General features: G+C 61.9%; 19 protein-coding genes. 15 read left to right on the top strand and 4 right to left on the bottom strand.

All coding sequences use genetic code 11. The features are described from left to right. The first annotated feature begins 219 nt into the window (after positions 1 to 219). The 5 genes from ACYP2Q_RS01670 (at position 220) to efeO (ACYP2Q_RS01650) (ending at position 5,976) form a co-directional block, all read left to right on the top strand. The gene (locus ACYP2Q_RS01670; RefSeq protein WP_459728855.1) at positions 220 to 1,374 is read left to right on the top strand and encodes a MalY/PatB family protein; all 1,155 of its coding nucleotides are present in this window, start codon (positions 220 to 222) and stop codon (positions 1,372 to 1,374) included. Between the two features lie 281 nt (positions 1,375 to 1,655). Then, complete coding sequence (efeU, locus tag ACYP2Q_RS01665) at positions 1,656 to 2,501, top strand: iron uptake transporter permease EfeU (RefSeq protein WP_459728854.1); 846 nt, start codon at positions 1,656 to 1,658, stop codon at positions 2,499 to 2,501. 101 nt (positions 2,502 to 2,602) lie between these two features. Further along, positions 2,603 to 3,808, top strand: coding sequence for an iron uptake system protein EfeO (efeO, locus tag ACYP2Q_RS01660; RefSeq protein WP_459728852.1), 1,206 nt, complete (start codon positions 2,603 to 2,605; stop codon positions 3,806 to 3,808). A gap of 18 nt (positions 3,809 to 3,826) precedes the next feature. After that, a complete protein-coding gene (gene efeB / locus ACYP2Q_RS01655) occupies positions 3,827 to 5,125 on the top strand; it encodes an iron uptake transporter deferrochelatase/peroxidase subunit (RefSeq protein WP_459728851.1) in 1,299 nt (432 codons plus the stop codon). Between the two features lie 26 nt (positions 5,126 to 5,151). Continuing rightward, the gene (gene efeO / locus ACYP2Q_RS01650; protein WP_459728850.1) at positions 5,152 to 5,976 is read left to right on the top strand and encodes an iron uptake system protein EfeO; all 825 of its coding nucleotides are present in this window, start codon (positions 5,152 to 5,154) and stop codon (positions 5,974 to 5,976) included. Positions 5,977 to 6,118: 142 nt separating this feature from the next. Here the strand turns inward: efeO (ACYP2Q_RS01650) and pssA are convergent, their stop codons facing one another. Further along, positions 6,119 to 7,462 carry a CDP-diacylglycerol--serine O-phosphatidyltransferase gene (gene pssA, locus ACYP2Q_RS01645; protein WP_459728849.1) on the bottom strand — a complete coding sequence of 448 codons (1,344 nt, stop codon included), beginning with the start codon at positions 7,460 to 7,462 and terminating at the stop codon, positions 6,119 to 6,121. Between the two features lie 216 nt (positions 7,463 to 7,678). Here pssA and ACYP2Q_RS01640 point away from each other — a divergent pair, with 216 nt between their 5' ends. Further along, entirely contained in the window at positions 7,679 to 8,242 is a 564-nt protein-coding gene (locus tag ACYP2Q_RS01640) for a TetR/AcrR family transcriptional regulator (protein ID WP_459728848.1), read from the top strand. 57 nt (positions 8,243 to 8,299) lie between these two features. Then, the gene (locus ACYP2Q_RS01635; protein WP_459728847.1) at positions 8,300 to 8,776 is read left to right on the top strand and encodes a nuclear transport factor 2 family protein; all 477 of its coding nucleotides are present in this window, start codon (positions 8,300 to 8,302) and stop codon (positions 8,774 to 8,776) included. Between the two features lie 127 nt (positions 8,777 to 8,903). Here the strand turns inward: ACYP2Q_RS01635 and sfnG are convergent, their stop codons facing one another. Further along, positions 8,904 to 9,998: a dimethylsulfone monooxygenase SfnG gene (sfnG, locus tag ACYP2Q_RS01630; RefSeq protein WP_459728846.1), complete on the bottom strand. Its 1,095-nt coding sequence runs from the start codon at positions 9,996 to 9,998 to the stop codon at positions 8,904 to 8,906. 491 nt (positions 9,999 to 10,489) lie between these two features. Between sfnG and ACYP2Q_RS01625 the strand changes: the two genes are divergently transcribed. Then, positions 10,490 to 11,269: a TSUP family transporter gene (locus tag ACYP2Q_RS01625; RefSeq protein ID WP_166620961.1), complete on the top strand. Its 780-nt coding sequence runs from the start codon at positions 10,490 to 10,492 to the stop codon at positions 11,267 to 11,269. On the opposite strand, the gene nudC is transcribed toward ACYP2Q_RS01625, so the two are convergent. Together nudC and ACYP2Q_RS01615 are read right to left on the bottom strand one after the other, a co-directional pair. Continuing rightward, positions 11,237 to 12,067 carry an NAD(+) diphosphatase gene (gene nudC / locus ACYP2Q_RS01620; protein WP_459728845.1) on the bottom strand — a complete coding sequence of 277 codons (831 nt, stop codon included), beginning with the start codon at positions 12,065 to 12,067 and terminating at the stop codon, positions 11,237 to 11,239. The genes ACYP2Q_RS01625 and nudC overlap by 33 nt on opposite strands. 6 nt (positions 12,068 to 12,073) lie before the next feature. After that, positions 12,074 to 12,886 (bottom strand): crotonase/enoyl-CoA hydratase family protein, encoded by an 813-nt coding sequence (locus tag ACYP2Q_RS01615; RefSeq protein WP_459728844.1) that lies wholly within the window; start codon positions 12,884 to 12,886, stop codon positions 12,074 to 12,076. A gap of 556 nt (positions 12,887 to 13,442) precedes the next feature. Between ACYP2Q_RS01615 and glgA the strand changes: the two genes are divergently transcribed. The 7 genes from glgA (at position 13,443) to ACYP2Q_RS01580 (ending at position 25,253) form a co-directional block, all read left to right on the top strand. Continuing rightward, on the top strand, positions 13,443 to 15,029 hold the full coding sequence (gene glgA, locus ACYP2Q_RS01610; RefSeq protein WP_459728843.1) for a glycogen synthase GlgA: 1,587 nt from the start codon (positions 13,443 to 13,445) through the stop codon (positions 15,027 to 15,029). Between the two features lie 12 nt (positions 15,030 to 15,041). Further along, positions 15,042 to 16,838 (top strand): malto-oligosyltrehalose trehalohydrolase, encoded by a 1,797-nt coding sequence (gene treZ, locus ACYP2Q_RS01605; protein ID WP_459728842.1) that lies wholly within the window; start codon positions 15,042 to 15,044, stop codon positions 16,836 to 16,838. Next, complete coding sequence (gene malQ, locus ACYP2Q_RS01600) at positions 16,835 to 18,913, top strand: 4-alpha-glucanotransferase (RefSeq protein ID WP_459728841.1); 2,079 nt, start codon at positions 16,835 to 16,837, stop codon at positions 18,911 to 18,913. Before treZ ends, malQ begins: the two co-directional genes overlap by 4 nt. After that, positions 18,910 to 21,684, top strand: coding sequence for a malto-oligosyltrehalose synthase (locus ACYP2Q_RS01595; RefSeq protein WP_459728840.1), 2,775 nt, complete (start codon positions 18,910 to 18,912; stop codon positions 21,682 to 21,684). Before malQ ends, ACYP2Q_RS01595 begins: the two co-directional genes overlap by 4 nt. A 21-nt stretch (positions 21,685 to 21,705) precedes the next feature. Next, positions 21,706 to 22,029 carry a DUF2934 domain-containing protein gene (locus tag ACYP2Q_RS01590; RefSeq protein WP_459728839.1) on the top strand — a complete coding sequence of 108 codons (324 nt, stop codon included), beginning with the start codon at positions 21,706 to 21,708 and terminating at the stop codon, positions 22,027 to 22,029. 113 nt (positions 22,030 to 22,142) lie between these two features. Beyond that, on the top strand, positions 22,143 to 24,302 hold the full coding sequence (glgX, locus tag ACYP2Q_RS01585; protein ID WP_459728838.1) for a glycogen debranching protein GlgX: 2,160 nt from the start codon (positions 22,143 to 22,145) through the stop codon (positions 24,300 to 24,302). Between the two features lie 192 nt (positions 24,303 to 24,494). Then, positions 24,495 to 25,253, top strand: coding sequence for a PIG-L deacetylase family protein (locus ACYP2Q_RS01580; RefSeq protein ID WP_459728836.1), 759 nt, complete (start codon positions 24,495 to 24,497; stop codon positions 25,251 to 25,253). Positions 25,254 to 25,542: the final 289 nt, after the last annotated feature.

Genomic DNA, 25,542 nt, shown 5'->3' with positions numbered 1-25,542 from the left:
CGACTCTTGAATTTTAGACAAGGCTGTCGAATTCACCATGAGAACCGACCGTCGGCCCTGACCCCCCGTTCTCCTGTGGGCGCGAGCCTGCTCGCGATAGCGGTGGTTCAGGCAACATCAATGCTGACTTCACCGGCCTCATCGCGAGCAGGCTCGCTCCCACAGGGATTGGCGCTTATCATGGCCACCATGATTAACCGGCCTTTACGAGATTTGCGCATGACTTTCGATTTTGATCAGGTGTTCGATCGCCACGACACGGGCAGCACCAAGTGGAGCCGCTACCCGGCCGACGTGCTGCCGATGTGGGTCGCCGACATGGATTTCGCCGCGCCTTTGATGATCGTCCAGGCCTTGCAAAAGCGCCTGGAACACCCGCTGCTCGGCTACAGCATGGCCAAGGACGACTTGCGCGAAGCCATCGTTAATGATTTGTGGAACAAGTACGCCTGGCGCGTCGAGCCCCAGGAGCTGATCTTCCTGCCGGGCGTCGAGTCGGGTTTCAACATGGCGCTCAAGGCGCTGGTACAGCCGGCACAGAACGTGGTCGTGCAAGTGCCGAACTACCCGCCGCTGCGTCATGCGCCGGGCCATTGGGGCCTGAACAAGGTCGAGCTGAACTTCGACCCGCAGCCTGACGGCACCTACGCCACGCCACTGGCAACCTTGAGCGAATCCCTGCAAGGCGGCGGCGCGCTGCTGCTGAGCAACCCGCACAACCCGTTGGGCAAAGCCTTCGGCCGGGGAGAACTGCAAGCCATTGCCGACATCTGCCTGGCCAACGAGGCCTGGATCATTTCCGATGAGATCCACGCCGAGTTGTGCTTTGACGGCCGCCAGCACCTGCCGATGGCATCCCTGAGCCCGCAAATCGCCCAGCGCACCATCACGCTGATGTCGGCCAGCAAGGCCTACAACATCGCCGGCCTGAAAACCTCGTTCATGATCATCCAGGACCGCCACCTGCGCGAGAAGGTCAATCATGCCCGCTGCGGCATGGTCGACAGCGTCAACCCGCTGGGCATGGAAGCCACCCGCGTCGCCTACAGCGAGGCCGCGCCGTGGCTGGCCGCGTTGAAAGACTACCTGCAAGCAAACCGCGATTACCTGGTCGACGCCGTGCGCAGCCGTTTGCCCGGCATCACCATCAACGTGCCGCAAAGCACCTACCTGGCCTGGCTCGATTGCTCGGCGCTGGGGCTGGACAACCCGCAACAGTTCTTCCTCGAACAAGCCAAGGTCGGCCTGAGCCCCGGCCTGGATTTCGGCGACGACTGCCAACAGTTCGTACGCCTGAACTTCGGTTGCCCGCGGTCGTTGCTCGAGGAAGGGATCGCGCGGATGGAGCGTAGTTTGCGGCATCGTAACGGCTGATCAAGCTGCACCTAAACCCTGTAGGAGCGAGCTTGCTCGCGATGATCGTCCGGGTAACGCGTCCATCCAGGCAGCACGCGCTATCGTTGGCGACCATCGCGAGCAAGCTCGCTCCTACAGATCGGCGCCTAAAACCTGATGCAACACTCAAGGCTCCACCTCCAGCGTGAAGATCTTCAAGATCGTTCAGCTTAGGTTCAGGTTATTGTCAATCACTCCCATATGGGAATGAGTGTCATTATGTTACAACTTAGCACCCTATCTAATTCCCACGGTGCTGAATGCTCGTTCCCTTTCTGATCATGCTGCGTGAAGGCATTGAAGCCGCCCTGATCGTTGGCATTATCGCCAGTTACCTCAAGCAGACCGGCCGCGGCCAATGGATGCCCGCGGTGTGGGTCGGGGTGTTCCTCGCGGCCGCCCTTGCGCTGTTGGTGGGCGGTGGCCTGGAGCTGGTCAGCGCCGAGTTTCCGCAGAAGCAGCAGGAACTGTTTGAAGGCGTGGTCGGCCTGGTCGCGGTCGGCATTCTCAGTTCCATGGTGTTCTGGATGCGCAAGGTGGCGCGTTCGATCAAGCACTCGCTGCACGTTTCCCTCGATAACGCGCTGACCGGCTCCCGGAACCAGGTGATCGCGCTGATCGCCATGGTGTTTTTCGCCGTGGCCCGCGAAGGCCTGGAGACGGTGTTTTTCCTGCTCGCGGTGTTCCAGCAAAGCGAAGGTCCGGCTGCACCATTGGGCGCCCTGCTCGGCCTGGTGTTGGCCATCGTCGTCGGTTTCCTGATCTACAGCGGCAGCATGCGCCTCAATCTCGGTGCATTTTTCCGCTGGACCGGCCTGTTCATCCTGGTGGTGGCGGCGGGAATCCTGGCCAACTCGGTGCAGGCGCTGCATGAGGCCGGGCTGTGGAATCACTGGCAGACCGTGCTCTTCGACCTCAGCGCCACGCTGCCGATGGACGGCCCGCTGGGTTCGGTGCTGGCCGGGATGTTTGGTTACCAGGACGCTCCGACCGTCAGCACCCTCGGCGCCTATCTGATTTATCTGCTGGTGGCGGCGGTCATGTTCTTCATGCCTGCACCGCGCCCCTGTAGGAGCGAGCTTGCTCGCGATGGTCGTGAACGATAACGCGCCAAACCAGATTTCCAGCGGCGCCCAATGGTTTTTCGCGAGCAAGCTCGCTCCTACAGGGTTAGCCATTCCCCCGCTTCCAGTCAGTAAGGGCAACCATGCCAGATCAATCCCCACCCCAGGCGTCCCCACCCCGAGCCTTGCGCTGGGCGGTGGCCGGTTCGGTGATCGTGATGATCGCCGCCGGCGGCCTGTTCTACTATGCCGCGCAATTGGCCGCGGCCAAGCGCGAACGCCAGGCCAGCCATGACCAGGTGCTGGTGACCATTGCCGGCCACAGCTGCGAGCCGAACGCCCTGACGGTGCCGGCCGGGCGCGCCAGTTTTCGCATCGTCAACCGCTCCGATCGCGCCGTCGAATGGGAAATCCTCGACGGCGTGCTGGTGATCGAGGAACGGGAAAACATCGCGCCCGGGCTGAGCCAGGTGATCAACGCCAACCTGCTGCCCGGTGATTACACCATCACCTGCGGCCTGCTGAGCAACCCGCGCGGCACGCTGCACGTCACCCCGACGGCGGCGTCCGATGCAGCCGCCAAGGCCGGGCCTGCCCTGCTGGCTTTTGTCGGACCGCTGTCGGAGTACCGCGTGTACCTGAGCAGCCAGGGCTCGACGCTGATCAAGGCGGTCACGGCCCTTGAGCAAGCCATCGCAGCCGGCGACCTCGGCCAGGCGCAGGCGCTGTACCTGCCGGCCCGCGCCGCTTATCAGCGTGTGGCGCCCGCCGCGCAACGCCTGGGTCAGCTGGACAATACGATCAACGCCCGGGCCGACTACTTCGAGAAACGGGAACAGGACCCGGAGTTCGTGGGCTTCCATCGCCTCGAATATGCCTTGTTCCAGCAACGCAACCTCGACGGCCTGGCACCGCTCGCCCAGCACCTGCTGACGGACGTAACCACGCTCAAGCAACAGTTGCTGGCCCAATCCCTGGCGCCGGAGCAACTGGTGAGCATCGTGGTGCGCAATCTCGACAACATCGCCCAGGTGCGCGCCAACACGGGCGAAGAGGAGCGCTACAGCCACAGCGACCTCAATGGCTTCGCCGGCAACCTGGACGCCAGCCGCAAGGTGGTCGAGCTGCTACGCCCATTGCTGGGCAAATCCGCCGCGCCACTGCTGGCGAACATCGACACCGCCCTGGCCGACTTCGATGCCGAACTCGACGGATTCAAGGTCGACGGCGGTTATGCCAGCTACGACAGCGTCAGCACCGGGCAACGCCAGCAGGTCGCCGACAAGGCCAAGGCACTGGCCGCCGCGCTCGATGCAATAGATCCCGCCCTTGGCCTTTCCGGCCTGTAAGCAGAAGACGACTTTCAGATGAACGATTTGGAGCAATTGAACCTTCAGCGCCGCCGCGTGCTGATGGGCATGGGCGCCGCCGGTGTTGCACTGGCAGGTTCGGCATTGAGCTGCCCGGCCATGGCCGCCAGTCCCGCGCAAGTGACTGAGGCGCCGAGTAGCGAGCGCACCCGGGACCGCCACGATTTCCATGGCAAGCGCCAGAGCGGCATCGTCACGCCACGCCCGGCGTCCGGCATGCTGGTGGCCTTTGATGTGCTGGCCAGCGATCGCGAGGACCTGGAGCGGCTGTTTCGCACCCTGAACCAACGCATCGCGTTTTTGATGAAGGGCGGCCCGGTGACCCAGGTCGATCCGAAATTGCCGCCGGTGGATTCAGGGATCCTGGGGCCGGTGGTCACGCCGGATAACCTGACCATTACAGTGTCAGTGGGCGAATCCCTGTTCGACGAGCGTTTCGGCCTGAGCGCCTTCAAACCCAAGCGCTTGAGCCGAATGATCGGCTTCCCCAACGATGCCCTGGAACCCGATTGCTGCCACGGCGACTTGAGCATCCAGTTCTGCGCCAACACCACCGACACCAACATCCACGCCCTGCGCGATATCGTGAAGAACCTGCCAGACTTGCTCCTGGTGCGCTGGAAGCAGGAAGGCAGCGTACCGCCCCAAGCTCCGGCCAAACCGGGCATGCCGGCACAGAGCGCGCGCAACTTCCTGGGTTTTCGCGACGGTTCGGCCAACCCCGATTCCAATAACGCCCAGACCATGGACAGCATCGTCTGGGTTCGGCCCGGCAGCGACGAACCGGCCTGGACGGCCAATGGCAGCTATCAGGCGGTGCGGATCATCCGCAACTTCGTCGAACGCTGGGACCGCACACCGCTGCAGGAACAGGAAAGCATTCTCGGCCGTGTCAAAGCCAGCGGCGCGCCCATGGGCGGTCAGCATGAATCGCAAGTCCCGGACTATGGCAAAGACCCGCACGGCAAGCTGACCCGGCTCGACGCGCATATCCGCCTGGCCAACCCTCGCACTGCCGCGAGCCAGGCCAACCTGATCCTGCGCCGACCGTTCAACTACTCCAACGGCGTGAACAAGAACGGGCAGCTCGACATGGGTTTGCTCTTCATCTGTTACCAGGCCGACCTGGAAAAAGGCTTTATCACCGTGCAAACCCGACTCAATGGCGAACCGCTGGAGGAATACCTCAAGCCGGTCGGCGGCGGGTACTTCTTCACCCTCCCGGGTGTGACGGGCGACCAGGATTTCCTTGGCCGCTCGCTGCTTGAAGCGACAAATCCGAAAACAACAATCTGACCACCACAACCCGACGGAACCGTCCCATGAAAAAGTCGCCACTCGCGTTATTGCTGACCCTAGGCTTGCTCAATTCCCCGCTTTCGGCATTCGCGGCAACGGCGCCGCTGGAGTTGGTGCAGCCGATTTCCGACTACAAGATCTACGTCACCGAGCAACTGGACGAACTGGCCAGCCACACGAAGCAGTTCACTGATGCGGTGAAAAAAGGCGACCTGGCGACCGCGAAAAAACTCTACGCCCCGACGCGCGTCTACTACGAGTCGATCGAGCCGATCGCCGAATTGTTCAGTGACCTCGATGCCTCGATCGACTCCCGGGTCGATGACCATGAAAAAGGCGTGACGGCCGAAGATTTTACCGGCTTCCACCGCATCGAGTATTCGCTGTTCTCGCAAAACAGCGCCCAGGGCCTGGATGAGCTCGCCGATGGCTTGAACAAAAACGTCGAAGACCTGCAAACCCGCGTCGCCGGCCTGACCTTCCCGCCGGAGAAAGTCGTCGGCGGGGCCGCGGCCCTGCTGGAAGAAGTCGCCGCGACAAAGATCTCCGGTGAGGAAGACCGTTACAGCCACACCGACCTGTATGACTTCCAGGGCAATATCGACGGGGCGAAGAAAATCGTCGACCTGTTCCGGTCGCAGATCGAGAAACAGGACGCGGCATTCGTCGCCAAGGTCGACAAGAACTTCGCCACGGTGGACAAGATCCTGGCGAAGTACAAAACCCGGGATGGCGGTTTCGAGACTTACGACAAGGTGAAGGAGAACGATCGCAAGGCGCTGGTTGGGCCGGTGAATACGTTGGCTGAGGATTTGTCGACGTTGCGGGGCAAGCTTGGGTTGAACTGAGTATTTTGCAGCGCCTGCGCGGGCCTCATCGCTGGCAAGCCAGCTCCTACAGGTTTTTAAGTCGACGCATGATTACGTGATCGACATTAGCCCCTGTAGGAGCTGGCTTGCCAGCGATGGCGTCAGTGGCCGCGCTGAAGTTTTAAAGGATGCGGTAGAGCAACCGCTCAACCCTCACCCTGCTCACCCGCTTGAGAAACTTCGCCACCCCCGCCGGGTAATCCGGCAGGGTTTGCAGGTCCTGGTAGCGCTCGATGCGCCGGGTGTGCTGGAAAATCTGCGCCAGCTCGGTGCGCCGCGGCTCCAGCAATTCGTTTCGCGGATCGTCGATCAGCAAGGCGTTTTCCAGGTCGAGACGAAACGCGCGGGGGTTGAGGTTGTTGCCGGTCAGCAAGGTGTAGCGCTGATCGACCCACATGCCCTTGAGGTGATAGGTGTTGTCGCCGTCCTTCCACAGGTGCAGGTTCAACTGGCCGCTGTCGATGTTGCGCTGATGCCGCTTGGCAAAGCGGCGCAGGCTGATCTCGTACAGATACGGCAGCGCCGAAATCACCTTGAACGGTTCGCTCGGCGGGATGTAGAAATCGTTGGCGGTCTTGTCACCGACCACGATGTCGATCTTCACACCCCTGGCCAGCGCCCGGTTGATCTCCCGGGTCACCGCCAATGGCAGGTTGAAGTACGGCGTGCAGATGGTCAGCTGATGCCGGGCGCTGGCAATCAGCTCGATGATCACCCGGCTCAACGGGTTGTTCTTGCCCACGCCCAGTAGCGGGCTGACCGACAATCCGCCTTTATCCGTAGTGCCTTGGGTAGTGTCGTAGGCCGCGTGCTTGAGACGGCTGCGCAGGTCGCCGATGTCGTTGCGCAGGCTGCGGGTGGTCGGCAGGTTTGGCAGGTCCAGGCGATGCACCGCCTTGGAAGCCACCAGGCCATGTTGCACCAGGTGATGCATGGAGTCGGCCAGGGCGCGATTATGCAGCAGGTGGTAACGGTCGTAACGGTACTTGTCGAACTGGTGCAGGTAGACGTTGTTCAGGCTCGCACCGCTGTAGATCACGCAGTCATCGATGACAAAGCCCTTCAGGTGCAGCACGCCGAACAACTCGCGGGTCTGCACCGGTACGCCATACACCGGCACGACACTTTCACGGGTGCGGGTCGTTTCCTGATACCAGGCCGAGTTGCCCGGCTGCTTGCCGGCACCGATCAGCCCGCGCTGGGCGCGCAGCCAGTCAACGACCACCACCACGTCCAGTTCCGGACGCGCCAGTTTGGCCGCGTGCAAGGCATCGAGAATTTCCTGGCCGGCCTCGTCCTGTTGCAGGTACAGCGCAACGATATAGATGCGCTGGGTGGCGCTGGCGATTTTTTCCAGCAGGCAACGTCGGAACTCGGCGGCGCCAGAGAGGATGGTGACGGCATCGGCGGTCAGCGGAAAACTGCGCAGTTTGGGCAGCAGGGAGCGTTTGAAAAGCGACGGCATAGGGCTCGCAATGGGTCGAATCCGAAGAGTTTGAGAGCTTACACCATGGGGTGGGTTTGGGTCTTGTTGGTGTCTGTAAAGGCCCCATCGCTGGCAAGCCAGCTCCTACAGGTGATCGCATTCCCCTGTAGGAGCTGGCTTGCCAGCGATGACGATTCCACGAACGATGCAAAATAACGATTGACCAAGGAGAACGACCGTTCTACTGTTTGCAACATGAACGAAATCACCAGCAACGAGACACGCGACATCATCCTGGACGTCACCGAAAAGTTGATCTACAAAAGTGGCATTGCCGCCACCGGCATGGATCTCCTGGTGAAAACCGCCGGTGTCTCCAGAAAGAGTATCTACCGTTACTTCGCGAACAAGGAGGAGCTGGTGGTCGCCGCCCTGCAACGCCGGGACGAACGCTGGATGCACTGGTACAGAAGCTCAGTCGACCAGGCCGCTACCCCGGCCGACCGTCTGCTCAACCTGTTTAACGTGCTCAAGACCTGGTTCGCCTGCGAAGGTTTTCGCGGTTGCGCATTCATCAACACCAGCGGCGAAACCGGCGATCCTCAGGACCCGGTTCGCCTGGTCGCCAGGGAGCACAAACAGAAGCTGCTCGACTACGTGTGCGAGCTGTGTACCGAACATGGCGCCAAGGATCCGCAAACGCTGGCCAAGCAGCTGCTGATCCTGATCGACGGGGCCATTACCGTGGCGCTTGTAATGGGTGATCACAGTGCAGCCGATAATGCGCAATGCATGGCGCGAAAGTTATTGGATCTGTAAGTACCCGAACAAGTACCGACAACTTGTTTGAACCTTAACTTGCCAGGGAGACATGAAATGTCTAACGCCGAAATTCGTCCGCCATTGCCGCCCTTCACCCGTGAATCGGCCATCGAAAAAATTCGCCTGGCCGAAGATGGCTGGAACTCCCGCGATCCGGAACGTGTATCGCTGGCCTATACCCTGGACACTAAATGGCGCAACCGCGCCGAGTTTGCCAACAACCGTGAAGAAGCCAAGGCCTTCCTGACGCGCAAATGGGCCAAGGAACTGGACTATCGCCTGATCAAGGAACTCTGGGCCTTTACCGACAACCGCATCGCCGTGCGCTATGCCTATGAATGGCACGACGATTCGGGCAACTGGTTCCGCTCCTACGGCAATGAAAACTGGGAATTCAACGAGGACGGCCTGATGGCCCGCCGTTTCGCTTGCATCAACGACATGCCAATCAAGGAAAGCGAGCGCAAGTTCCACTGGCCGCTGGGTCGTCGACCTGACGATCACCCGAGCCTGTCGGACCTCGGCCTGTAAGAGCCGCCCCCCCCTGTAGGAGCGAGCATGCTCGCGATGGTCGTCAACGATGACGCTGGGCACCTGACACCCCAAGGTGCTCTCAGGTCCATCGCGAGCATGCTCGCTCCTACAGGTGGTTGTGTGGTCAGGCGACCGCGGCGGTCTGCTTGCTCAGCGCCTTGGCCTCCAACTCGCGCACCAACGGCAACACCCGCTTGCCGAAATACTCCACCTCTTCCTGAAAGTGCAGGAACCCCGCCAGCACCAGGTCGACACCCACCGCTTTCAACGCGACGATGCGTTCGGCGATTTGCTGCGGCGTGCCGATCAAGTTGGTCTTGAAACCGTCGTTGTACTGCACCAGGTCCTCGAACGTCGACTTGGCCCAGTTGCCTTCGCCTTCGGGTGAGGCCCTGCCCGCCTGTTTCGCCGCATCGCCAAAGGCATTCACCGCCTCTGGATCGGCCTCTTCGATGATTTGCGCCAGCACCGCCCGGGCTTCCTCCTCGGTATCGCGGGCGATGACAAAGGCGTTTACGCCGACCTTCACCGAATGATTGTTCAGCGCGGCCTTGGCGCGAATGTCGTCGACCTGGGCCTTGATGCCTTCCGGGGTATTGCCATTGGTGAAGTACCAGTCCGACACCCGCGCGGCCATGTCCCGCGCCGCACGGGAACTGCCGCCCTGGAAGATTTCCGGCCGGCCCAGTGGTTTGGGTTTGAGGCTGTAGTTGTCGAAACGATAGAAATCGCCACGGAAGGTGAAGTTGTCTTCGGTCCAGACGCCTTTGAGCGAGCGAATGAATTCTTCGGAACGACGATAGCGCTCGTCATGCTCCAGCCAGTGCTCGCCAATGGCCTGGAACTCACCCTTGAACCAGCCACTGACGATGTTGACCGCCACCCGGCCGTTGCTCAGTTGATCGATGGTCGCCAGTTGCTTGGCCGCCAGGGCCGGTTGCCATGGGCCCGGCAGGATCGCGGCGATGACTTTCAGTTTGCTCGTGGCGGCGAGCAAGGCATGGCTGAAGGAGACGGACTCATGCTGGTATTCGGCGCCGTAACCGGCCGTGAAGCGAATCTGTGTCAGCGCATATTCAAACCCCGCCTCTTCGGCCAGTTGTGCCAGTTTGCGGTTGTAGTCGATGCCCCAGTGGGTCCGTTGCTCGATCTTGCTGACCACCAGCCCTCCGCTGACGTTCGGCACCCAGTAGGCGAATTTGACGGCTTGCTGACTCATTGGCGTGTCCTCGGGACATTGGGAGTGTCCTTGGGGTAGAGCAGCAAGCGTGCCAGCGCCAGATTCGAACCCATCGCCGCCCTCTGCAGGAGCGAGCTTGCTCGCGATGGGCTCAAGAACGCCGCGTTTTGCCAGTCAACACGCGTCACCGTTAACGACCATCGCGAGCAAGCTCGCTCCTACAATGATTTGGCGGATTGAGGGGCAATTTGCTGCCGCACTGTTGGTACAACAACAGTTCAAGCCAAATCGATCTCCACACGCCCCCGCAAATCCTGGCTGACACGTCAGGGCATGGACCGTGCAATCACCCCAGGCAGAGACAACGATTTCTGGATCGGCAACGGGCCCGAGGGCAAAATCTGAACCCGATCCCTGCGGCAGCTCCGACAGTGGGTTGCATCAGTGCGGTCGCCGCAGGAGCTGGATATAGGTAAGATATCGCGCCTTCCTCGCAGCCCTTTGCTGCCCCCGCCGATTAAGCCGAATCCATGCCTTTCGAACTCAGCGTTGACCTCACCACCCTGGCCATCCTGGCCTTTGTCGCTTTCATTGCCGGTTTCATCGACGCCATCGCCGGCGGTGGCGGGCTGTTGACCACCCCGGCCTTGCTGACTGCTGGCCTGCCGCCGCACCTGGTGCTGGGCACCAACAAACTCAGTTCGACCTTTGGCTCGGCCACTGCCAGCTTCACCTTCTACCGCCGCAAGTTGTTCCACCCCAGGCAGTGGATGCACGCCATCGTGGGCACCCTGGTCGGCGCGCTGACCGGCGCCGTGGTCGCGCATTACCTGCCGGCGGAATGGCTGAACAAGATGCTGCCGGTGATCGTGTTTGCCTGTGGCCTCTATCTATTGTTTGGCGGCACGCCGAAAGCGCCGCTGGACAGCGACGCACCGATCAGGAAAAAGTGGCAGTCGACCCAAGGCTTCACCCTGGGTTTCTACGATGGCGTGGCCGGTCCCGGCACCGGGGCGTTCTGGACCGTCAGCAGCCTGTTGATGTACCCCATCGATCTGGTCAAGGCCAGCGGCGTGGCGCGCAGCATGAACTTCGTCAGCAACATTGCGGCGCTGTCGGTGTTCGTGTTTTCCGGGCAAGTGGACTGGATCATCGGCCTGAGCATGGGCCTGTCGGTGATGGTCGGGGCGTTCTTCGGCGCTCGCACCGCCATCAGCGGCGGCGCGAAGTTCATTCGTCCGGTGTTCATCACCGTGGTGCTGGGCTTGACCGTACGGCTAGCCTGGCAACACTGGTTCAGCGTGGCCTAAGCGGCGCGCCACGTAGACGTCGATCAGGTAACGGGCAATCGAGCGTGACGCCGGCAACGGCGGCAAGTCGCGAACGTTGAACCACTGGGCGTCTTCGATCTCGTCCTCCTGGCAGACGATCTCGCCACCGGCGTATTCGGCATGGAAGCCGAGCATCATCGAGTGCGGGAACGGCCAGCACTGGCTGCCCAGGTACTGGATGTTCTTCACTTCGATGCGCACTTCTTCACGCACCTCGCGAATCAGGCAATCCTCCGCCGATTCCCCAGGCTCGGCGAACCCCGCCAACGTGCTGTAGACCCCGGCGACAAAACGCGGCGAGCGGGCCAGCAGCACTTCATCGCCACGGGTCACCAGCACGATCATGCTCGGGGAAATCCGCGGATAGCTGCGTAAATCACAGGGCTGGCAATACATCGCCCGCTCGCGCGGCACCTGGCTCATGGCCTGGCCGCAGTTGCCGCAAAAACGGTGCTCGCGAGCCCAGGTGCCGATTTGCGCGGCGTAGCCCAGTACCTTGAACAACGTGTGATCGCCCTCGAGCATGAACGCCCGCAAGCCTTTCCAGCCGCAGCCCGGCACATCGCCGGACGCACGCAACTCCAGCAAATAGACGGGCTCGCCATCCAGATGGCCGATGCCATGCTCGGCGAGTATCGCCAGGTCCTGGCGCTTGAGCCATTCGCGCGGGAACAGTGCGCCGTTGTCATCGAACAAGAAGCCTTCAGGGCTGCGCGCTACCGCCCAGCCGCCGGGTTGGTCGGTGTCCAGTACTGCCGTGGTCCAGCGTGGAGTCATTTTCAATCAATCCAGAAATTCGGGTTTCTGTTTGCTCATATGGGCGGCCATGGCCACGCGCAGATCGGTGGATTGCAGCATGGCGGCGTTCCAAGTGGCGACGTATTCCAGGCCGTCGTCGATGCGATGATCGCGCATGTAGCTGATCATCTCCTTGGTGCCAGTCACGGCAATCGGCGACTTGCTCGCAATCTCCCGGGCAATGCCCATGACGCCGTCGAGCAGGCTGGCGGTATCGCTGTAGACGCGATTGACCAGACCCATGTCCCGCGCATCGATGGCGCCGAAGGTGCGACCAGTGTAAGCCAGTTCACGCAGCATGCCGTCCCCGATGATTCGCGGCAAGCGTTGCAGCGTGCCGACGTCGGCGGCCATGCCGATGTCGATTTCCTTGATCGAGAATTGTGCATCTTCGGCGGCATAACGCATGTCGCAAGCGGCGATCAGGTCGATGGCCCCGCCCAGGCAGTAACCCTGGATGGCCGCGAGCACCGGTTTACGGCAATGGTCGACCGCATTGAAGGAAGCCTGCAGATTGAGGATCTTGCGCCGCAGCAGGCGCGCATTGCGCCCCACGTCCTTGCCCAGCTCATTGGCCACGCCGGCCAGCATCATCAGGTCGATGCCGGAGGAGAAGTGCTTTCCGGCGCCACTGATCACCACCACCCGCACTTCGTCGGTGTCGTCGACCCACTGGAAAATCTCGATGATCTCGGTCCAGAACGCAGCGTTCATCGAGTTGATCTTTTCCGGGCGATTGATCTGCACATGGGCAACCTTATCCACCAGTTCGACGCTGAACGCTGTGTACTGAGACATGCTAGTGATCCTTTACCGGGCAAAAAAAGAGGCCCGAACTATAACAAGGCACCAAGGCTGGCGGTAAGGCAGTGGTTCGGCCAAAAGCGGGACCCGAGACACGCACCATAACGGTGCAAAAGCACTCCGACGCTACGCACAGTTATATGACTGCCAGGTGACTTCTTGAGGCCAAAACGCATAAAAACCTGCACTTCGTCGGTGCGATCGCACCGCTATCCTGCACGTTCGTACCTAAATCAACCGATTGTCGAACAATTTTGCCATCAGTGCTTTACCGCTCTAAGTTCTGGCCTAGACTGATTTCCCCGGGGGAGACCGGTTGGTCACAAAGTGGAAAAAAAGTCGAAACTTTTGTCCCGCGTGGCCTGTCGAGTGAAAGGTAGGTGCGTTACGACTGGTGCAATCCTTGCAATGGCTAATTCACCCATTCTGCTTCAGTGCATTTGGGGAGCGCTTGCTCGCCGATGCGTAGCGCTTATGCGCACGGCCACCCATGGCCACGAAACACCGCTTGCCAGACCTGAGAATTAGATCAACAACACGGGAGATTCATATGATTAGTGCGGCTTTGGATGTTCAGGGAGAGCTGGCTCATCAGCAGGTCGGCGAATCGAGCACCGTGAGTGCTCCCAATGCGCAACCGATCAGCGTTACCGGGACCCGGACGCTGACACCGGTGGCCAGCCAGAATCCCAACAAGAAGAAAGTGTTGTTCGTCACCTCCGAGATTGCCGACCTGGTGAAAACCGGTGGCCTGGGCGACGTTTCCGCTGCTCTGCCGCGGGCCATGGCGCATCTGCACGATGTGCGGGTACTGATCCCGGGTTATCCGCAGGTGCTGCACAGTGAAAACCCGATTCACATCATCGGTGAACTTGGCGGTCATGCGGCGCTCCCGCCGTGCAAGATCGGGCGCATGGACATGCCCGACGGTCTGGTCATCTATGTGTTGATCTGCCCTGAGCTCTACGAGCGCGAAGGTTCGCCCTATGGCGCCAACAACGGCCGCGACTGGCCGGACAACCATATTCGTTTCGCCCGCCTGGGCCTGGCGGCCGCCGACATCGCCGCCAACCTCGCGCAAATCCACTGGTGCCCGGACCTGGTGCACGCCCATGACTGGCCGGCTGGCCTGGCCCCTGCCTATATGCACTGGCGCGGGCAGCGCACGCCTACCCTGTTCACCATCCACAACCTGGCGTACCAGGGCGTGACGAGCCTGGGGTCCTGCCCCGAACTGGGCATTCCGCACCACGCCTTGCAACAGGAAGGCATGGAGTTCTACGGCAAGATGTCGTTCCTCAAGGCCGGCATGGCGTATTCGAGCCACATCACCACGGTCAGTGCCACCTACGCCCAGGAAATCACCACCCCGGACTTCGGCTGCGGTCTCGACGGTTTTCTCGCCGCCAAGACCCAGCAAGGCCTGCTCAGCGGCATTCCCAACGGCATCGATGAAAGCTGGGATGCGGCCACCGACCCACACCTGTTCTGCCCTTTCAACATCGGCGACTGGGACGGCAAGGCGGTCAACGCCGCCCATGTCCGCCAGTTGTTCGGCTTGCAGGACAGCGAAGGCCCGCTCTTTGCCGTGGTCTCGCGCCTGGTTTACCAGAAAGGCCTGGACCTGACCGAGGCGGTCTCCGAATACATCGTCAAGTCCGGCGGCCAGATCGCGATCATTGGCCGTGGCGAGCCGGAAGAAGAGCAGGCCATGCGCGAACTGGCCCTGCGTTTCCCCGGGCAGATCGGCGTGCGCATTGGCTTTAACGAAACCGATGCGAGGCGCATGTTTGCCGGCAGCGATTTCCTCTTGATGCCGTCGCGTTATGAACCTTGCGGCCTGAGCCAGATGTACGCCCAGCGCTTTGGCTCGTTGCCGGTGGCGCGCAATACCGGCGGCCTGGCGGACACCATTGAAGACGGCGTAACGGGTTTCCTGTTCGATGAATCCACCGTGGAAAGTTATCAGCAGGCCTTGAGCCGCGCATTCAAGGTCTTCGCCTTCCCCGACCTGCTGCACGCCATGCGTTGCCGTGCCATGGCCGCACCGTTCAACTGGTGCAAGGCGGTCGAACCTTACGCTGAACTCTACGAACAGCTTGTAGCCAAAGCTTTGGGGAAATCGCACAAACAGTAAGAGGCTTTAGAGATGCCGTTACGGACCCTTGAGACCTGGCCCCACGGCGCAATCAAACTGGACCCGCAAAACACGCGATTCGCGTTGTGGGCACCCGATGCGTTCTACGTCAGTGTCGAGCTGGAAAATGGACAGTCCTTGCCGTTGTTGCCCCAGGCCGACGGCTGGTTCGTGATCAACACCCGTTGCCCGGCGGGCACGCGCTACCGCTACAACATCGATGGCGAGCTGGAGGTGCCCGATCCGGCTTCCCGCGCCCAGGCCGGGGACATTGACCAGTACAGCGTGGTGGTCGACCCCTTGGCCTATCCATGGCGGCACACCACCTGGCTGGGACGCCCCTGGAACGAAGCGGTGATCTACGAGCTGCACGTGGGTGCCCTGGGCGGCTTCGCGGGCGTCGAGCAACACCTGGCGCATCTGGTCACGCTTGGGGTCACCGCGATCGAGTTGATGCCGATCGCGCAGTTTCCCGGCGAGCGCAATTGGGGTTACGACGGGGTGCTGCTCTATGCGCCCCAGGCTTCCTACGGCACTCCCGAACAGCTCAAGCACCTGATCGACACCGCCCATGGCCTTGGCCTGGCGGTGATTCTCGACGTGGTCTACAACCACTTCGGCCCCGATGGCAATTACCTGCATCGCTACGCCAAGGGCTTCTTCCGGGAAGACCGGCACACGCCCTGGGGAGCGGCCATCGATTTCCGTCGGCGCGAGGTGCGCGACTTCTTCATCGACAACGCCTTGATGTGGCTGCTGGAGTACCGTTTTGACGGCTTGCGCCTGGACGCGGTGCACGCCATCGAAGACCCTGACTTTCTCCAGGAACTGGCCCAACGGGTGCGTGAGCAGAGCGATCCCGCGCGCCATGTGTGGCTGATGGTGGAAAACGAACATAACCAGGCCAGCCTGCTCGAACAGGGCTACGACGCGCAGTGGAACGATGACGGCCACAACGCCTTGCACGTACTGCTGACCGGCGAGACCGATGCCTACTACGCCGACTATGCAAAAGATCCCACCGAACAACTGGCCCGCTGCCTGAGCCAGGGTTTTGTGTTCCAGGGCCACATCAACCGCCACGGCGAGTCACGCGGCGAGCCCAGCGGGCATTTGCCACCCACTGCGTTCGTGCTGTTTTTGCAGAACCACGACCAGATCGGCAACCGCGCCTTTGGCGAGCGCCTGCATCGACTGGCCCACCCCGAAGCGTTGAAAGCGGCGACGGCGCTGTTGCTGCTGTCGCCGATGATCCCCCTGATGTTCATGGGCGACGAATTCGCTGCCGAACAGCCCTTCCTGTTTTTCACCAGTCACCACGGTGAACTGGCACGGCTGGTGCGCGAAGGACGGCGCAATGAATTTGCCGCGTTCAGCGCCTTTGCCGACCCGCATAAGCGTGAACAGATTCCCGACCCCAACGCACCACAGACCTTCGAAGCGTCGCGCCCTGCCCTGGCGTCCACCGAGCCATCGGCGGTGCATGACCTCTATCGGCAACTGTTGCAAATCCGTCATCGGCATATCATCCCGCACCTGCCCGGCACCCACGCACTGGGTACCGAGGTGTTGGGTGTTGGTGCGGTGAGCGCGTCATGGCGCCTGGGCGATTGCAGCCTCTTGCGCATCGACCTCAACCTCAGCGCTACACCGGTCAGCCACACGCCGCCGGTCAATGCGTCTTTCTTGTTCGAACAGCCGCCTGGGTCCGGCCATCAGCTGGACCAAGGCACCCTGCCCCCGTATTGCGCGCTTGTCAGCCTCACGGCCGCGGCCCCTTTGCTACCCCTTGATGGAGAGCGCCAATGAGTGATGCGCAACTGGAAATCCTCGCCACCCGCGCCGGCCTGGCGGTCGACTGGATCGACGCCAATGGCCGCCCGCAAAAAGTCGCACCCGCAGTGCTTCGTAACGTGCTCACCGGCCTCGGCCACCCGGCCGGCAGTGCCCAGGAAATCGACGCCAGCCTGCTCGAATTGCAACAGGTCCAGCAAACTCGGTATCTGCCGCCGCTGATCACCGCCGATTTCGGCGTCGGTCTTAACCTGGCGCACTTTTTCGAGCCGCTGACACCCTGCGAGGTCCATCTCGAAGATGGCTCGCACCTGAGTCTCAAGCTGGATGCCGAGGCGGTCCTGCCGGGACTGATTCCGGTCGGTTACCAACACGTCGACATCGATGGACAAGGCTTCACCCTGGCCGTGGCCCCCGCCCGCTGCTACAGCGTGGGCGATGCGGTGGACAGCCCGATCCCGCGCACTTGGGGCCTGAGCGTGCAGCTGTACGGTTTACGTCGTGCTGGCGATGGCGGTTTCGGCGACACCCAGGCGCTCGAAGACCTGGCCCGAGTGGCCGGCGAACGCGGCGCCGAAGCGCTGGCGATCAGCCCGCTGCATGCCATGTTCGCCAACGACACCCATCGCTATAGCCCGTATTCGCCTTCGAGCCGTTTGTTTCTCAACAGCCTGTATTGCGCGCCGGGGGCGATTCTCGGTGAACGCGCGATGCGCACCGCGATCGATGCCACGGGCCTGGCCGACGAACTCAAGCACCTGGAAGAACTGCCATTGATCAACTGGCCGGCGGCCGCCGAAGCCAAGCATCGGCTGCTACAGGCGCTGTACGAAGGTTTCGTGCAGGGCGAACATCCGCTGCACGCCGACTTCAGCAGTTTTCGCCATGCCGGGGGAGAAGCACTGGAAAATCATTGCCGCTTCGAAGCCATTCAAGAGAGCCGACTGGCCCAAGGCCAAAGCCTCGATTGGCGAGAGTGGCCGGAGCAGTGGCGCAACCCGCGCAGCGCCGCCCTGGCTGAATTCGCCGAAGAGAATGCCGGTCGCATCGGCTTCTTCGCCTTCTGCCAGTGGCTGATCACGCGCTGCCTGGAGCGCGCCCAAGCCGCCGCCCGCAGCAGCGGCATGGGCATTGGCCTGATTGCCGACCTGGCCGTCGGTGCCGATGGCGGCGGCAGCCAGGCCTGGAGTCGCCAGGACGAACTGCTCGCCTCCCTCACCGTTGGCGCGCCTCCGGACATTCTCAACCGCACGGGCCAGGGTTGGGGCATTTCCGCGTTCTCCCCCGAGGGCCTGGTGCGCAACGGCTTTCGCGCGTTCATCGAGATGCTCCGCGCCAACTTCGCCCACGCCGGGGGCCTGCGGATCGACCATGTGATGGGCCTGCAGCGCTTGTGGGTGATTCCCAACGGCGCGTCGCCAGCCGATGGCGCCTACCTGTATTACCCGGTGGACGACCTGCTGCGCCTGTTGACCCTTGAGTCCCATCGCCATCAGGCCATTGTGCTTGGTGAAGACCTGGGCACGGTGCCGGACGGTCTGCGGGAAAAACTCAGCGCGCGCGCCATGCTCGGGATGCGCGTGTTGCTGTTCGAACAGGACAACACTCACTTCAAACCGATCCTCGACTGGCCGGACAACGCCCTGGCCACCACCAGCACCCACGACCTGCCTACGCTCAATGGCTGGTGGCATGGCCGTGACATCGACTGGAACGCCCGCCTCGGCCTGGTCGATGCCAGCGCTGAGATCGAGTGGCGCCAACATCGCGAGCGCGAGCGCGAAGGCCTGCGTCGGACCCTGAGCCAGGACCCGCAGAACTTTCGCGAAGAGTCCCATGAAACCGACCAGGTGCTCGACGCCAGTGTGCGTTTCCTCGGCCACACCCGCGCGCCGCTGGTGCTGTTGCCGCTGGAGGATGCGCTGGGTATTGAACAGCAGGCCAACCTGCCCGGCACCATCGATACGCACCCCAACTGGTCGCGACGGTTGCCCGGGTATAGCGAAGCGCTGCTCGACGGCCCGGACGCCGCCCGCCGCCTGGAACTGCTCGCCTGCGCGCGACTTCAGGCGGCCGAGCGTGACCAATGAATCCAATCAATATCAAACCACTACGCGCCACCCTGCGACTGCAATTTCACAAAGCCTTCACCCTCGACGACGCCGTGCCACTGGTGCCCTACTTTGCCCGCCTCGGCATCAGTCATGTCTACGCCTCGCCGCTGCTGAGCGCCCGCGCCGGCTCCATGCACGGCTATGACGTGGTGGACCCGACCAGCGTCAACCCGCAGCTGGGCGGTGAACCGGCATTGCGCCGCCTGGTCAGTGCGCTGCGCGCGCAGAACATGGGGTTGATCCTCGATATCGTCTCCAACCACATGGCGGTCGGCGGTAACGATAATCCCTGGTGGCTGGACTTGCTGGAGTGGGGACGCCTGAGCCCCTACGGCGAGTTTTTCGATATCCAGTGGCACTCGCCCGACCCCTTGATGGAGGGCCAGTTGCTGTTGCCGTTCCTGGGCAGCGACTACGGCATCGCCTTGCAGGATGGCACCCTGGCGCTGCGCTTCGATGCCCGGCGCGGTGCGTTTTACGTCGAGCATTACGATCATCACTTTCCGATCTGCCCCAGCCATTACGGCGAACTGCTCAAGGCCGATGCCGAGCCGCTCAAACTCCTGGCGGACCGCTTCAGCACCTTGAGTTACCAGACCGACGCCTACAGTCTGTCGATTGCGTTGAAAGACGAGTTGCGCGAACTGGCCAGCGACCCGGCGCTGCTGCAAACCATCGAACACAATCTGCAAGCCTACGATTCGCAAACCAGCGAAGGCTTCCAGCGCTTGCACGACTTGCTGGAACGCCAGAGCTACCGCCTCGCCAGTTGGCGCACCGCCGCGGACGACATCAACTGGCGGCGTTTTTTCGATGTCAACGAGCTGGGTGGTTTGCGCGTCGAGCGTCCCGCGGTGTTCGAGGCGACCCACGCGAAAATTTTCCAGTTGGTGGCGCAAGGGCTGGTCGACGGGTTGCGCATCGACCACATCGACGGCCTCGCCGACCCGCGGGGTTACTGCCGCAAACTGCGACGGCGGGTCGACAGCCTGGCACCGGGTCGGCACCTGCCGATTTATGTGGAAAAGATCCTTGGCGAAGGCGAAAGCCTGCATCGTGACTGGTCGGTGGACGGCACGACTGGCTACGAATTCATGAACCAGTTGTCGCTGCTGCAACACGACCCCGAGGGTGAAAAAATCCTGGGCGAACTCTGGCAGCGCTACAGCGAGCGCCCGGCTGACTTCAGCCAGGAAGCACAACTGGCGCGCCAGCAGATTCTCAATGGTTCCCTCGCCGGGGATTTCGAAAGTGTCGCCCAGGCCTTGTTGCAAGTGGCCCGGGACGACCTGATGACCCGCGACTTGACGCTGGGGGCGATCCGTCGCGCGTTGCAGGAACTGATCGTGCATTTCTCGGTGTATCGCACCTACATCAGCGCCCTGGGGCGTTCGACCCAGGACGAGGTGTTCTTCCAGCAAGCCATGGAGGGTGCCCGCCAGACCCTTGGTGAAGCCGACTGGCCGGTGCTCGAGTGCCTGGCGGGTTGGCTGGGGGGCGAGGCCTGGCGAAAACGCCCGGCCGGCCGCCTGCGCAAACGGCTCAAGCATGCCTGCGTGCGCTTTCAACAACTGACGTCTCCTGCCGCGGCGAAGGCCGTGGAAGACACTGCGTTCTATCGCTCGGCGGTGTTGCTGTCGCGCAATGATGTCGGCTTCAGCACCGAACAGTTCAGCGCCCCGATGGCGGATTTTCATGGGGCCTGTGCCCAGCGCCTGGCCAATTTCCCGGACAACCTGCTCGCCACCGCAACCCACGATCACAAGCGCGGCGAGGACACCCGCGCGCGCCTGGCAGTGTTGAGTGAACGCAGTAAATGGTATGTCGAACAGATCGGCCTGTGGCGCGCCCTCGCCCGCCCGTTGCGCGACGATGACCAGATGCCGTCTGCCGGCGATGAGCTGATTCTCTATCAGGCACTGCTCGGCAGCTGGCCGCTGGACCTGCGCAGCGACGACCAGCCGGCCCTGGAGGACTACGCACAACGCATCAGCCGATGGCAACGCAAAGCCCTGCGCGAAGCCAAGCTGCAGAGCAGCTGGAGCGCACCGAACGAGGTTTACGAACAGGCCACCGAAAGCTTTACCCGGCGCCTGCTGCTGAGCCCGGAAGGTGATCTGCTGCGCACCGCCCTCGGCAAGGCAGCCCGCACGATCGCCTTGCCCGGCGCCCTCAACGGATTGGCGCAAACCTTGCTGCGCATGACCGTGCCTGGGGTGCCGGATCTCTATCAGGGCGCCGACTTCTGGGACTTCAGCCTGGTCGATCCGGACAACCGCCGGCCGGTGGACTACGCCAGCCGCCAACAGGCCTTGCAGCAACCGCAGCATCTGCCTGGTCTGCTGGCGAATTGGCGCGACGGGCGCATCAAGCAAGCCTTGATTGCGCAGACTTTGAACCTGCGGGCCGAGCACGCCGAGCTGTTTCGACGCGGGACTTACCAGGCCCTCGACGTCATCGGCAGCCAGGCCAATCGGGTGCTGGGATTTGTTCGTGAATGGGAGGGTCATCGCGCCATCGTCATCGTGCCGATCCGTTGTGCGCCACTGCTGGAAAACAGTGCCGTGCCTCTGGTGGACGCGCCGCAGTGGGGCGACACCCGGGTCAGTTTGCCGTTCACAACTGACGAGGAAAATCTCAAGGGACTTTTTACAAGCGTCGCAGTCACAAAAAACAGGGAGCTGATGATCAGCGCCGCGCTGGGGGATTTCCCGGTCAATCTCTTTATCCAAACTACCCACACTTGAGTTCAGTTCAGGAGTAATGCGATGAGTACCGACGATAAGCGTATCCGCGAGTTTGCCTATCAGATCTGGGAGTCTGAAGGCAAACCCGAGGGCCAGGAAGCACGGCACTGGGAGATGGCGCGCAAACTCGCCGAAGCCGAAAAACTGGCGCCGAAAAAGCCGGCTAAAGCGGCAGCGAGCAAGACCGCCGTGACTAAAGATGGCGAGAGTAAGCTCAATGGCAAGGCCGCAGTACCAAAACCCAAGGCCAAGGCCAAGCCGGCTGCTGCCTCTGCGGTAATACCGCCCGGGGAAAAAGCCGCCGAGAAAAAACCTCGCGCAGCGCGAAAACCGCCTGCCGTCTAAGCTTCTGCGTTGCATTGAATCATTGCGTGGCGAGTCCGCTCGCCACCGAGGGGCGTGCTCGCCCGCGAAAAAAATACTGAGCCTCGTTACTGTCTGCCGTTGCTGGAGCAATTATGACCCGTCCCAAGAAAGAAACGCCGCCTCCCCGTGCCGAACCCTCGCGCATCCGTGAAGGCCTGCCCTTTCCTCTCGGTGCGACCTGGGATGGCCTGGGGGTCAATTTTGCCTTGTTCTCGGCCAACGCCACCCGGGTCGAACTGTGCATTTTCGATGATGCCGGCGAAGTGGAACTCGAACGCATCGAGCTGCCGGAATACACCGACGAGATCTACCACGGCTACTTGCCCGACGCCCATCCGGGGCTGATCTACGGCTACCGCGTGTACGGCCCGTACGATCCGGCCAACGGTCATCGCTTCAACCCCAACAAGCTGTTGATCGACCCCTACGCCAAACAACTGATCGGGCGCTTGAAATGGTCCGAGGCCCTGTTCGGATACACCATTGGCCACCCCGACCGCGACCTCAGTTTCGACAAGCGCGACAGCGCGCCCTTCGTGCCCAAATGCAAGGTGATCGATCCGGCGCACACCTGGGGCCACGATCACCGGGTCAGCGTGCCCTGGGACAAAACGATCATCTATGAAACCCACGTGCGCGGCTACAGCATGCGTCACCCCGCCGTCCCCGAGAACGTGCGCGGGACCTTTGCCGGGCTGATGGTCGACGAGGTGCTGGAGCACATCCGCAAGCTGGGCGTGTCGACCGTCGAGCTGCTGCCGATCCACGCCTTCGTCAACGACCAGCACCTGCTGCACAAAGGCATGACCAATTACTGGGGCTACAACAGCATTGCGTTCTTCGCCCCCGACCCACGCTACCTGGCCAGCGGCAAGATCGCCGAGTTCAAGGAAATGGTCGCGCACCTGCACGAAGCCAACCTGGAAGTGATCCTCGACGTGGTCTACAACCACACCGCCGAGGGCAACGAACAAGGCCCGACCCTGTCCATGCGCGGCATCGACAACGCCTCATACTACCGCTTGATGCCCGACGACAAGCGCTTCTACATCAACGACTCCGGCACCGGCAACACCCTCGACCTGAGCCACCCGTGCGTATTGCAGATGGTCACCGACTCCCTGCGCTACTGGGCCTCGGAAATGCACGTGGATGGCTTTCGCTTCGATCTGGCGACCATCCTCGGGCGTTATCACGACGGCTTCGACGAGCGGCACAGTTTCCTCGTGGCCTGCCGCCAGGACCCGGTCCTGCGTCAGGTCAAGTTGATCTCCGAGCCTTGGGATTGCGGGCCCGGCGGTTATCAGGTCGGGCGCTTTCCCCCGGGCTGGGTGGAATGGAACGACAAGTTTCGCGACACCGTGCGCGCCTTCTGGAAAGGCGACGATGGCCAACTGGCGGAGTTCGCCAGCCGCATGACCGCTTCCGGCGAGATGTTCAACCAGCGCGGCCGGCGGCCCTATTCATCGCTGAACTTCATCACCGCCCACGACGGTTTCACCCTCAATGACCTGGTGTCGTACAACGACAAGCACAACGAAGCCAACGACGAGAACAACCAGGACGGCAGCAACAACAACCTGTCCTGGAACCATGGCGTCGAAGGCCCCACCGACGACCCGCAAATCAACGCCCTGCGCCAGCGCCAGATGCGCAATTTCTTTGCCACCTTGTTGTTTGCCCAAGGCACGCCAATGCTGGTGGCCGGCGATGAATTCGCCCGCACACAGGAAGGCAACAACAATGCCTATTGCCAGGACAGTGAGATCGGCTGGGTCAACTGGGAGCTGAGCGAAGACGGCAAGGCCTTGCTCAAGTTCGTCAAGCGCCTGATCAAGTTGCGCCTGACCTATCCGATCCTGCGCCGTGGACGCTTCCTGGTGGGCAATTACAACGAGGACATTGGCGTCAAGGATGTCACCTGGCTGGCGCCGGATGGCAGCGAAATGACCACCGAGCACTGGCACGATGCGCACAACCGCTGCCTGGGCATGTTGCTCGATGGCCGCGCCCAGGAAACCGGGATCCGCCGCAAGGGGGCGGATGCCACGCTGTTGCTGGTGGTCAATGCCCATCACGATATTGTCAATTTCCTCCTGCCGGAGGTGCCCGATGGCAGCTTCTGGACATGCCTGATCGACACCAATCAACCGTCCATACGTGGCCAGGAACGCTTCGATTTCGGCCGCGAATACTCGGTCACCGGGCGTTCGTTGCTGTTGTTCGAGCTGCAACGTGAGGAAGAGGAGTAAAAACAGTCGCTGCGCCGGAAAATTGTTTCCTGCGGGGCACATCCGGCGCGACGAATAGCCATACATGAGCAATACTCGATGCGCGGCTGCCCAGGGTCCGGAGCGCCGCGCTTCGCTATCAATCCGCCCTTACGACTGCTGCCGTGCTTGCGGCGCGCACGAGTGAAGGCGAACGGAACAAGGACGTACGCCATGAAATCCATGTCCATCAGTGACAGCAGCTGTACAGAACAAATCTGGAACAGTGCCCCGCAGCTGGCCAATATCCCGGTCATTGGTACCCAATCCCTACTCCCTCCCGGTGCCCGCGCCGTGGTGATCGCCCCCCATCCCGGCGACGAAGTGCTGACCTGCGGCGGTCTGCTGCAGCTGCTCAGCGCCACGGGGCACCCCTTGCAATTGATCTCGGTGACAGACGGCAGCGCCAGCCATCCGGGCTCGCAACAATGGTCAGAGAAACGCCTGAGCGTGTTCCGCTCCCAGGAAAGCGTCGAAGCCCTGCGCCGGCTCGGGCTGCCGATGCACAGCCTTAAATGGATACGCGGCGGCTTCACCGACAACACCCTGGCCGAGCATGAGCAGGCGCTCACACAATTCATCGCCCGTTATCTGCGCCCGGGCGACGTGGTGTTCAGCACCTGGTGCGAGGACGGCAACAGCGACCATGACGCCGTCGGCCGCGCCAGCGCCAATGCAGCCACCATCGCCGGTGCCGTCTTCGCTGAAATACCGGTCTGGGCCTGGCACTGGCCCACCCGCGATAGCGCCTTGATCCCCTGGTATCGGGCACGCAAAGTGCGCCTGGACACCTGGACGGTAGCCCGCAAGAGCCACGCTACCCATGCTTACGCCAGTCAGCTCGACGGGGAGCCAGCAATCGGGGTAGCGCCGCGGTTGCCGAGGGTGTTGCTGGAGCGGATGCGGTTGCCTTATGAGATTGTGTTTGTCTGAGAATACGGACCTATTATTCGGAGTACATACCCATTCCTGGGGTAACGGCCACCTATGGTCCTGCCCCGTGGGCCCGCCGCCATCCATGCCGGTTTACCCACTGCGCAGAACCTCCACTCGGCCTCTCGGGGCAAGAAAATCAAAAGCCAAAGCAACGGTAAAAGCGAGGCGGACTACGAGCCGACGTAATCTCAAACGAACGCATTCCCCTGTAGGAGCTGGCTTGCCAGCGAAGGTCGTCAACGATGACGCGCGCTCTGAATGACCTCGTTGCCCGGACGTTTTTCGC

It is taken from the genome of Pseudomonas sp. MHK4, assembly GCF_054600775.1.
This window is presented reverse-complemented; position numbering and strand designations above follow the sequence as displayed.

Bases quoted from the DNA above. Each gene is read 5' to 3' on its own strand.
- ACYP2Q_RS01670 (WP_459728855.1), top strand. From the start codon at position 220: ATGACTTTCGATTTTGATCAGGTGTTCGATCGCCACGACACGGGCAGC.
- efeU (WP_459728854.1), top strand. From the start codon at position 1,656: ATGCTCGTTCCCTTTCTGATCATGCTGCGTGAAGGCATTGAAGCCGCC.
- efeO (WP_459728852.1), top strand. From the start codon at position 2,603: ATGCCAGATCAATCCCCACCCCAGGCGTCCCCACCCCGAGCCTTGCGC.
- efeB (WP_459728851.1), top strand. From the start codon at position 3,827: ATGAACGATTTGGAGCAATTGAACCTTCAGCGCCGCCGCGTGCTGATG.
- efeO (WP_459728850.1), top strand. From the start codon at position 5,152: ATGAAAAAGTCGCCACTCGCGTTATTGCTGACCCTAGGCTTGCTCAAT.
- pssA (WP_459728849.1), bottom strand. From the start codon at position 7,462: ATGCCGTCGCTTTTCAAACGCTCCCTGCTGCCCAAACTGCGCAGTTTT.
- ACYP2Q_RS01640 (WP_459728848.1), top strand. From the start codon at position 7,679: ATGAACGAAATCACCAGCAACGAGACACGCGACATCATCCTGGACGTC.
- ACYP2Q_RS01635 (WP_459728847.1), top strand. From the start codon at position 8,300: ATGTCTAACGCCGAAATTCGTCCGCCATTGCCGCCCTTCACCCGTGAA.
- sfnG (WP_459728846.1), bottom strand. From the start codon at position 9,998: ATGAGTCAGCAAGCCGTCAAATTCGCCTACTGGGTGCCGAACGTCAGC.
- ACYP2Q_RS01625 (WP_166620961.1), top strand. From the start codon at position 10,490: ATGCCTTTCGAACTCAGCGTTGACCTCACCACCCTGGCCATCCTGGCC.
- nudC (WP_459728845.1), bottom strand. From the start codon at position 12,067: ATGACTCCACGCTGGACCACGGCAGTACTGGACACCGACCAACCCGGC.
- ACYP2Q_RS01615 (WP_459728844.1), bottom strand. From the start codon at position 12,886: ATGTCTCAGTACACAGCGTTCAGCGTCGAACTGGTGGATAAGGTTGCC.
- glgA (WP_459728843.1), top strand. From the start codon at position 13,443: ATGATTAGTGCGGCTTTGGATGTTCAGGGAGAGCTGGCTCATCAGCAG.
- treZ (WP_459728842.1), top strand. From the start codon at position 15,042: ATGCCGTTACGGACCCTTGAGACCTGGCCCCACGGCGCAATCAAACTG.
- malQ (WP_459728841.1), top strand. From the start codon at position 16,835: ATGAGTGATGCGCAACTGGAAATCCTCGCCACCCGCGCCGGCCTGGCG.
- ACYP2Q_RS01595 (WP_459728840.1), top strand. From the start codon at position 18,910: ATGAATCCAATCAATATCAAACCACTACGCGCCACCCTGCGACTGCAA.
- ACYP2Q_RS01590 (WP_459728839.1), top strand. From the start codon at position 21,706: ATGAGTACCGACGATAAGCGTATCCGCGAGTTTGCCTATCAGATCTGG.
- glgX (WP_459728838.1), top strand. From the start codon at position 22,143: ATGACCCGTCCCAAGAAAGAAACGCCGCCTCCCCGTGCCGAACCCTCG.
- ACYP2Q_RS01580 (WP_459728836.1), top strand. From the start codon at position 24,495: ATGAAATCCATGTCCATCAGTGACAGCAGCTGTACAGAACAAATCTGG.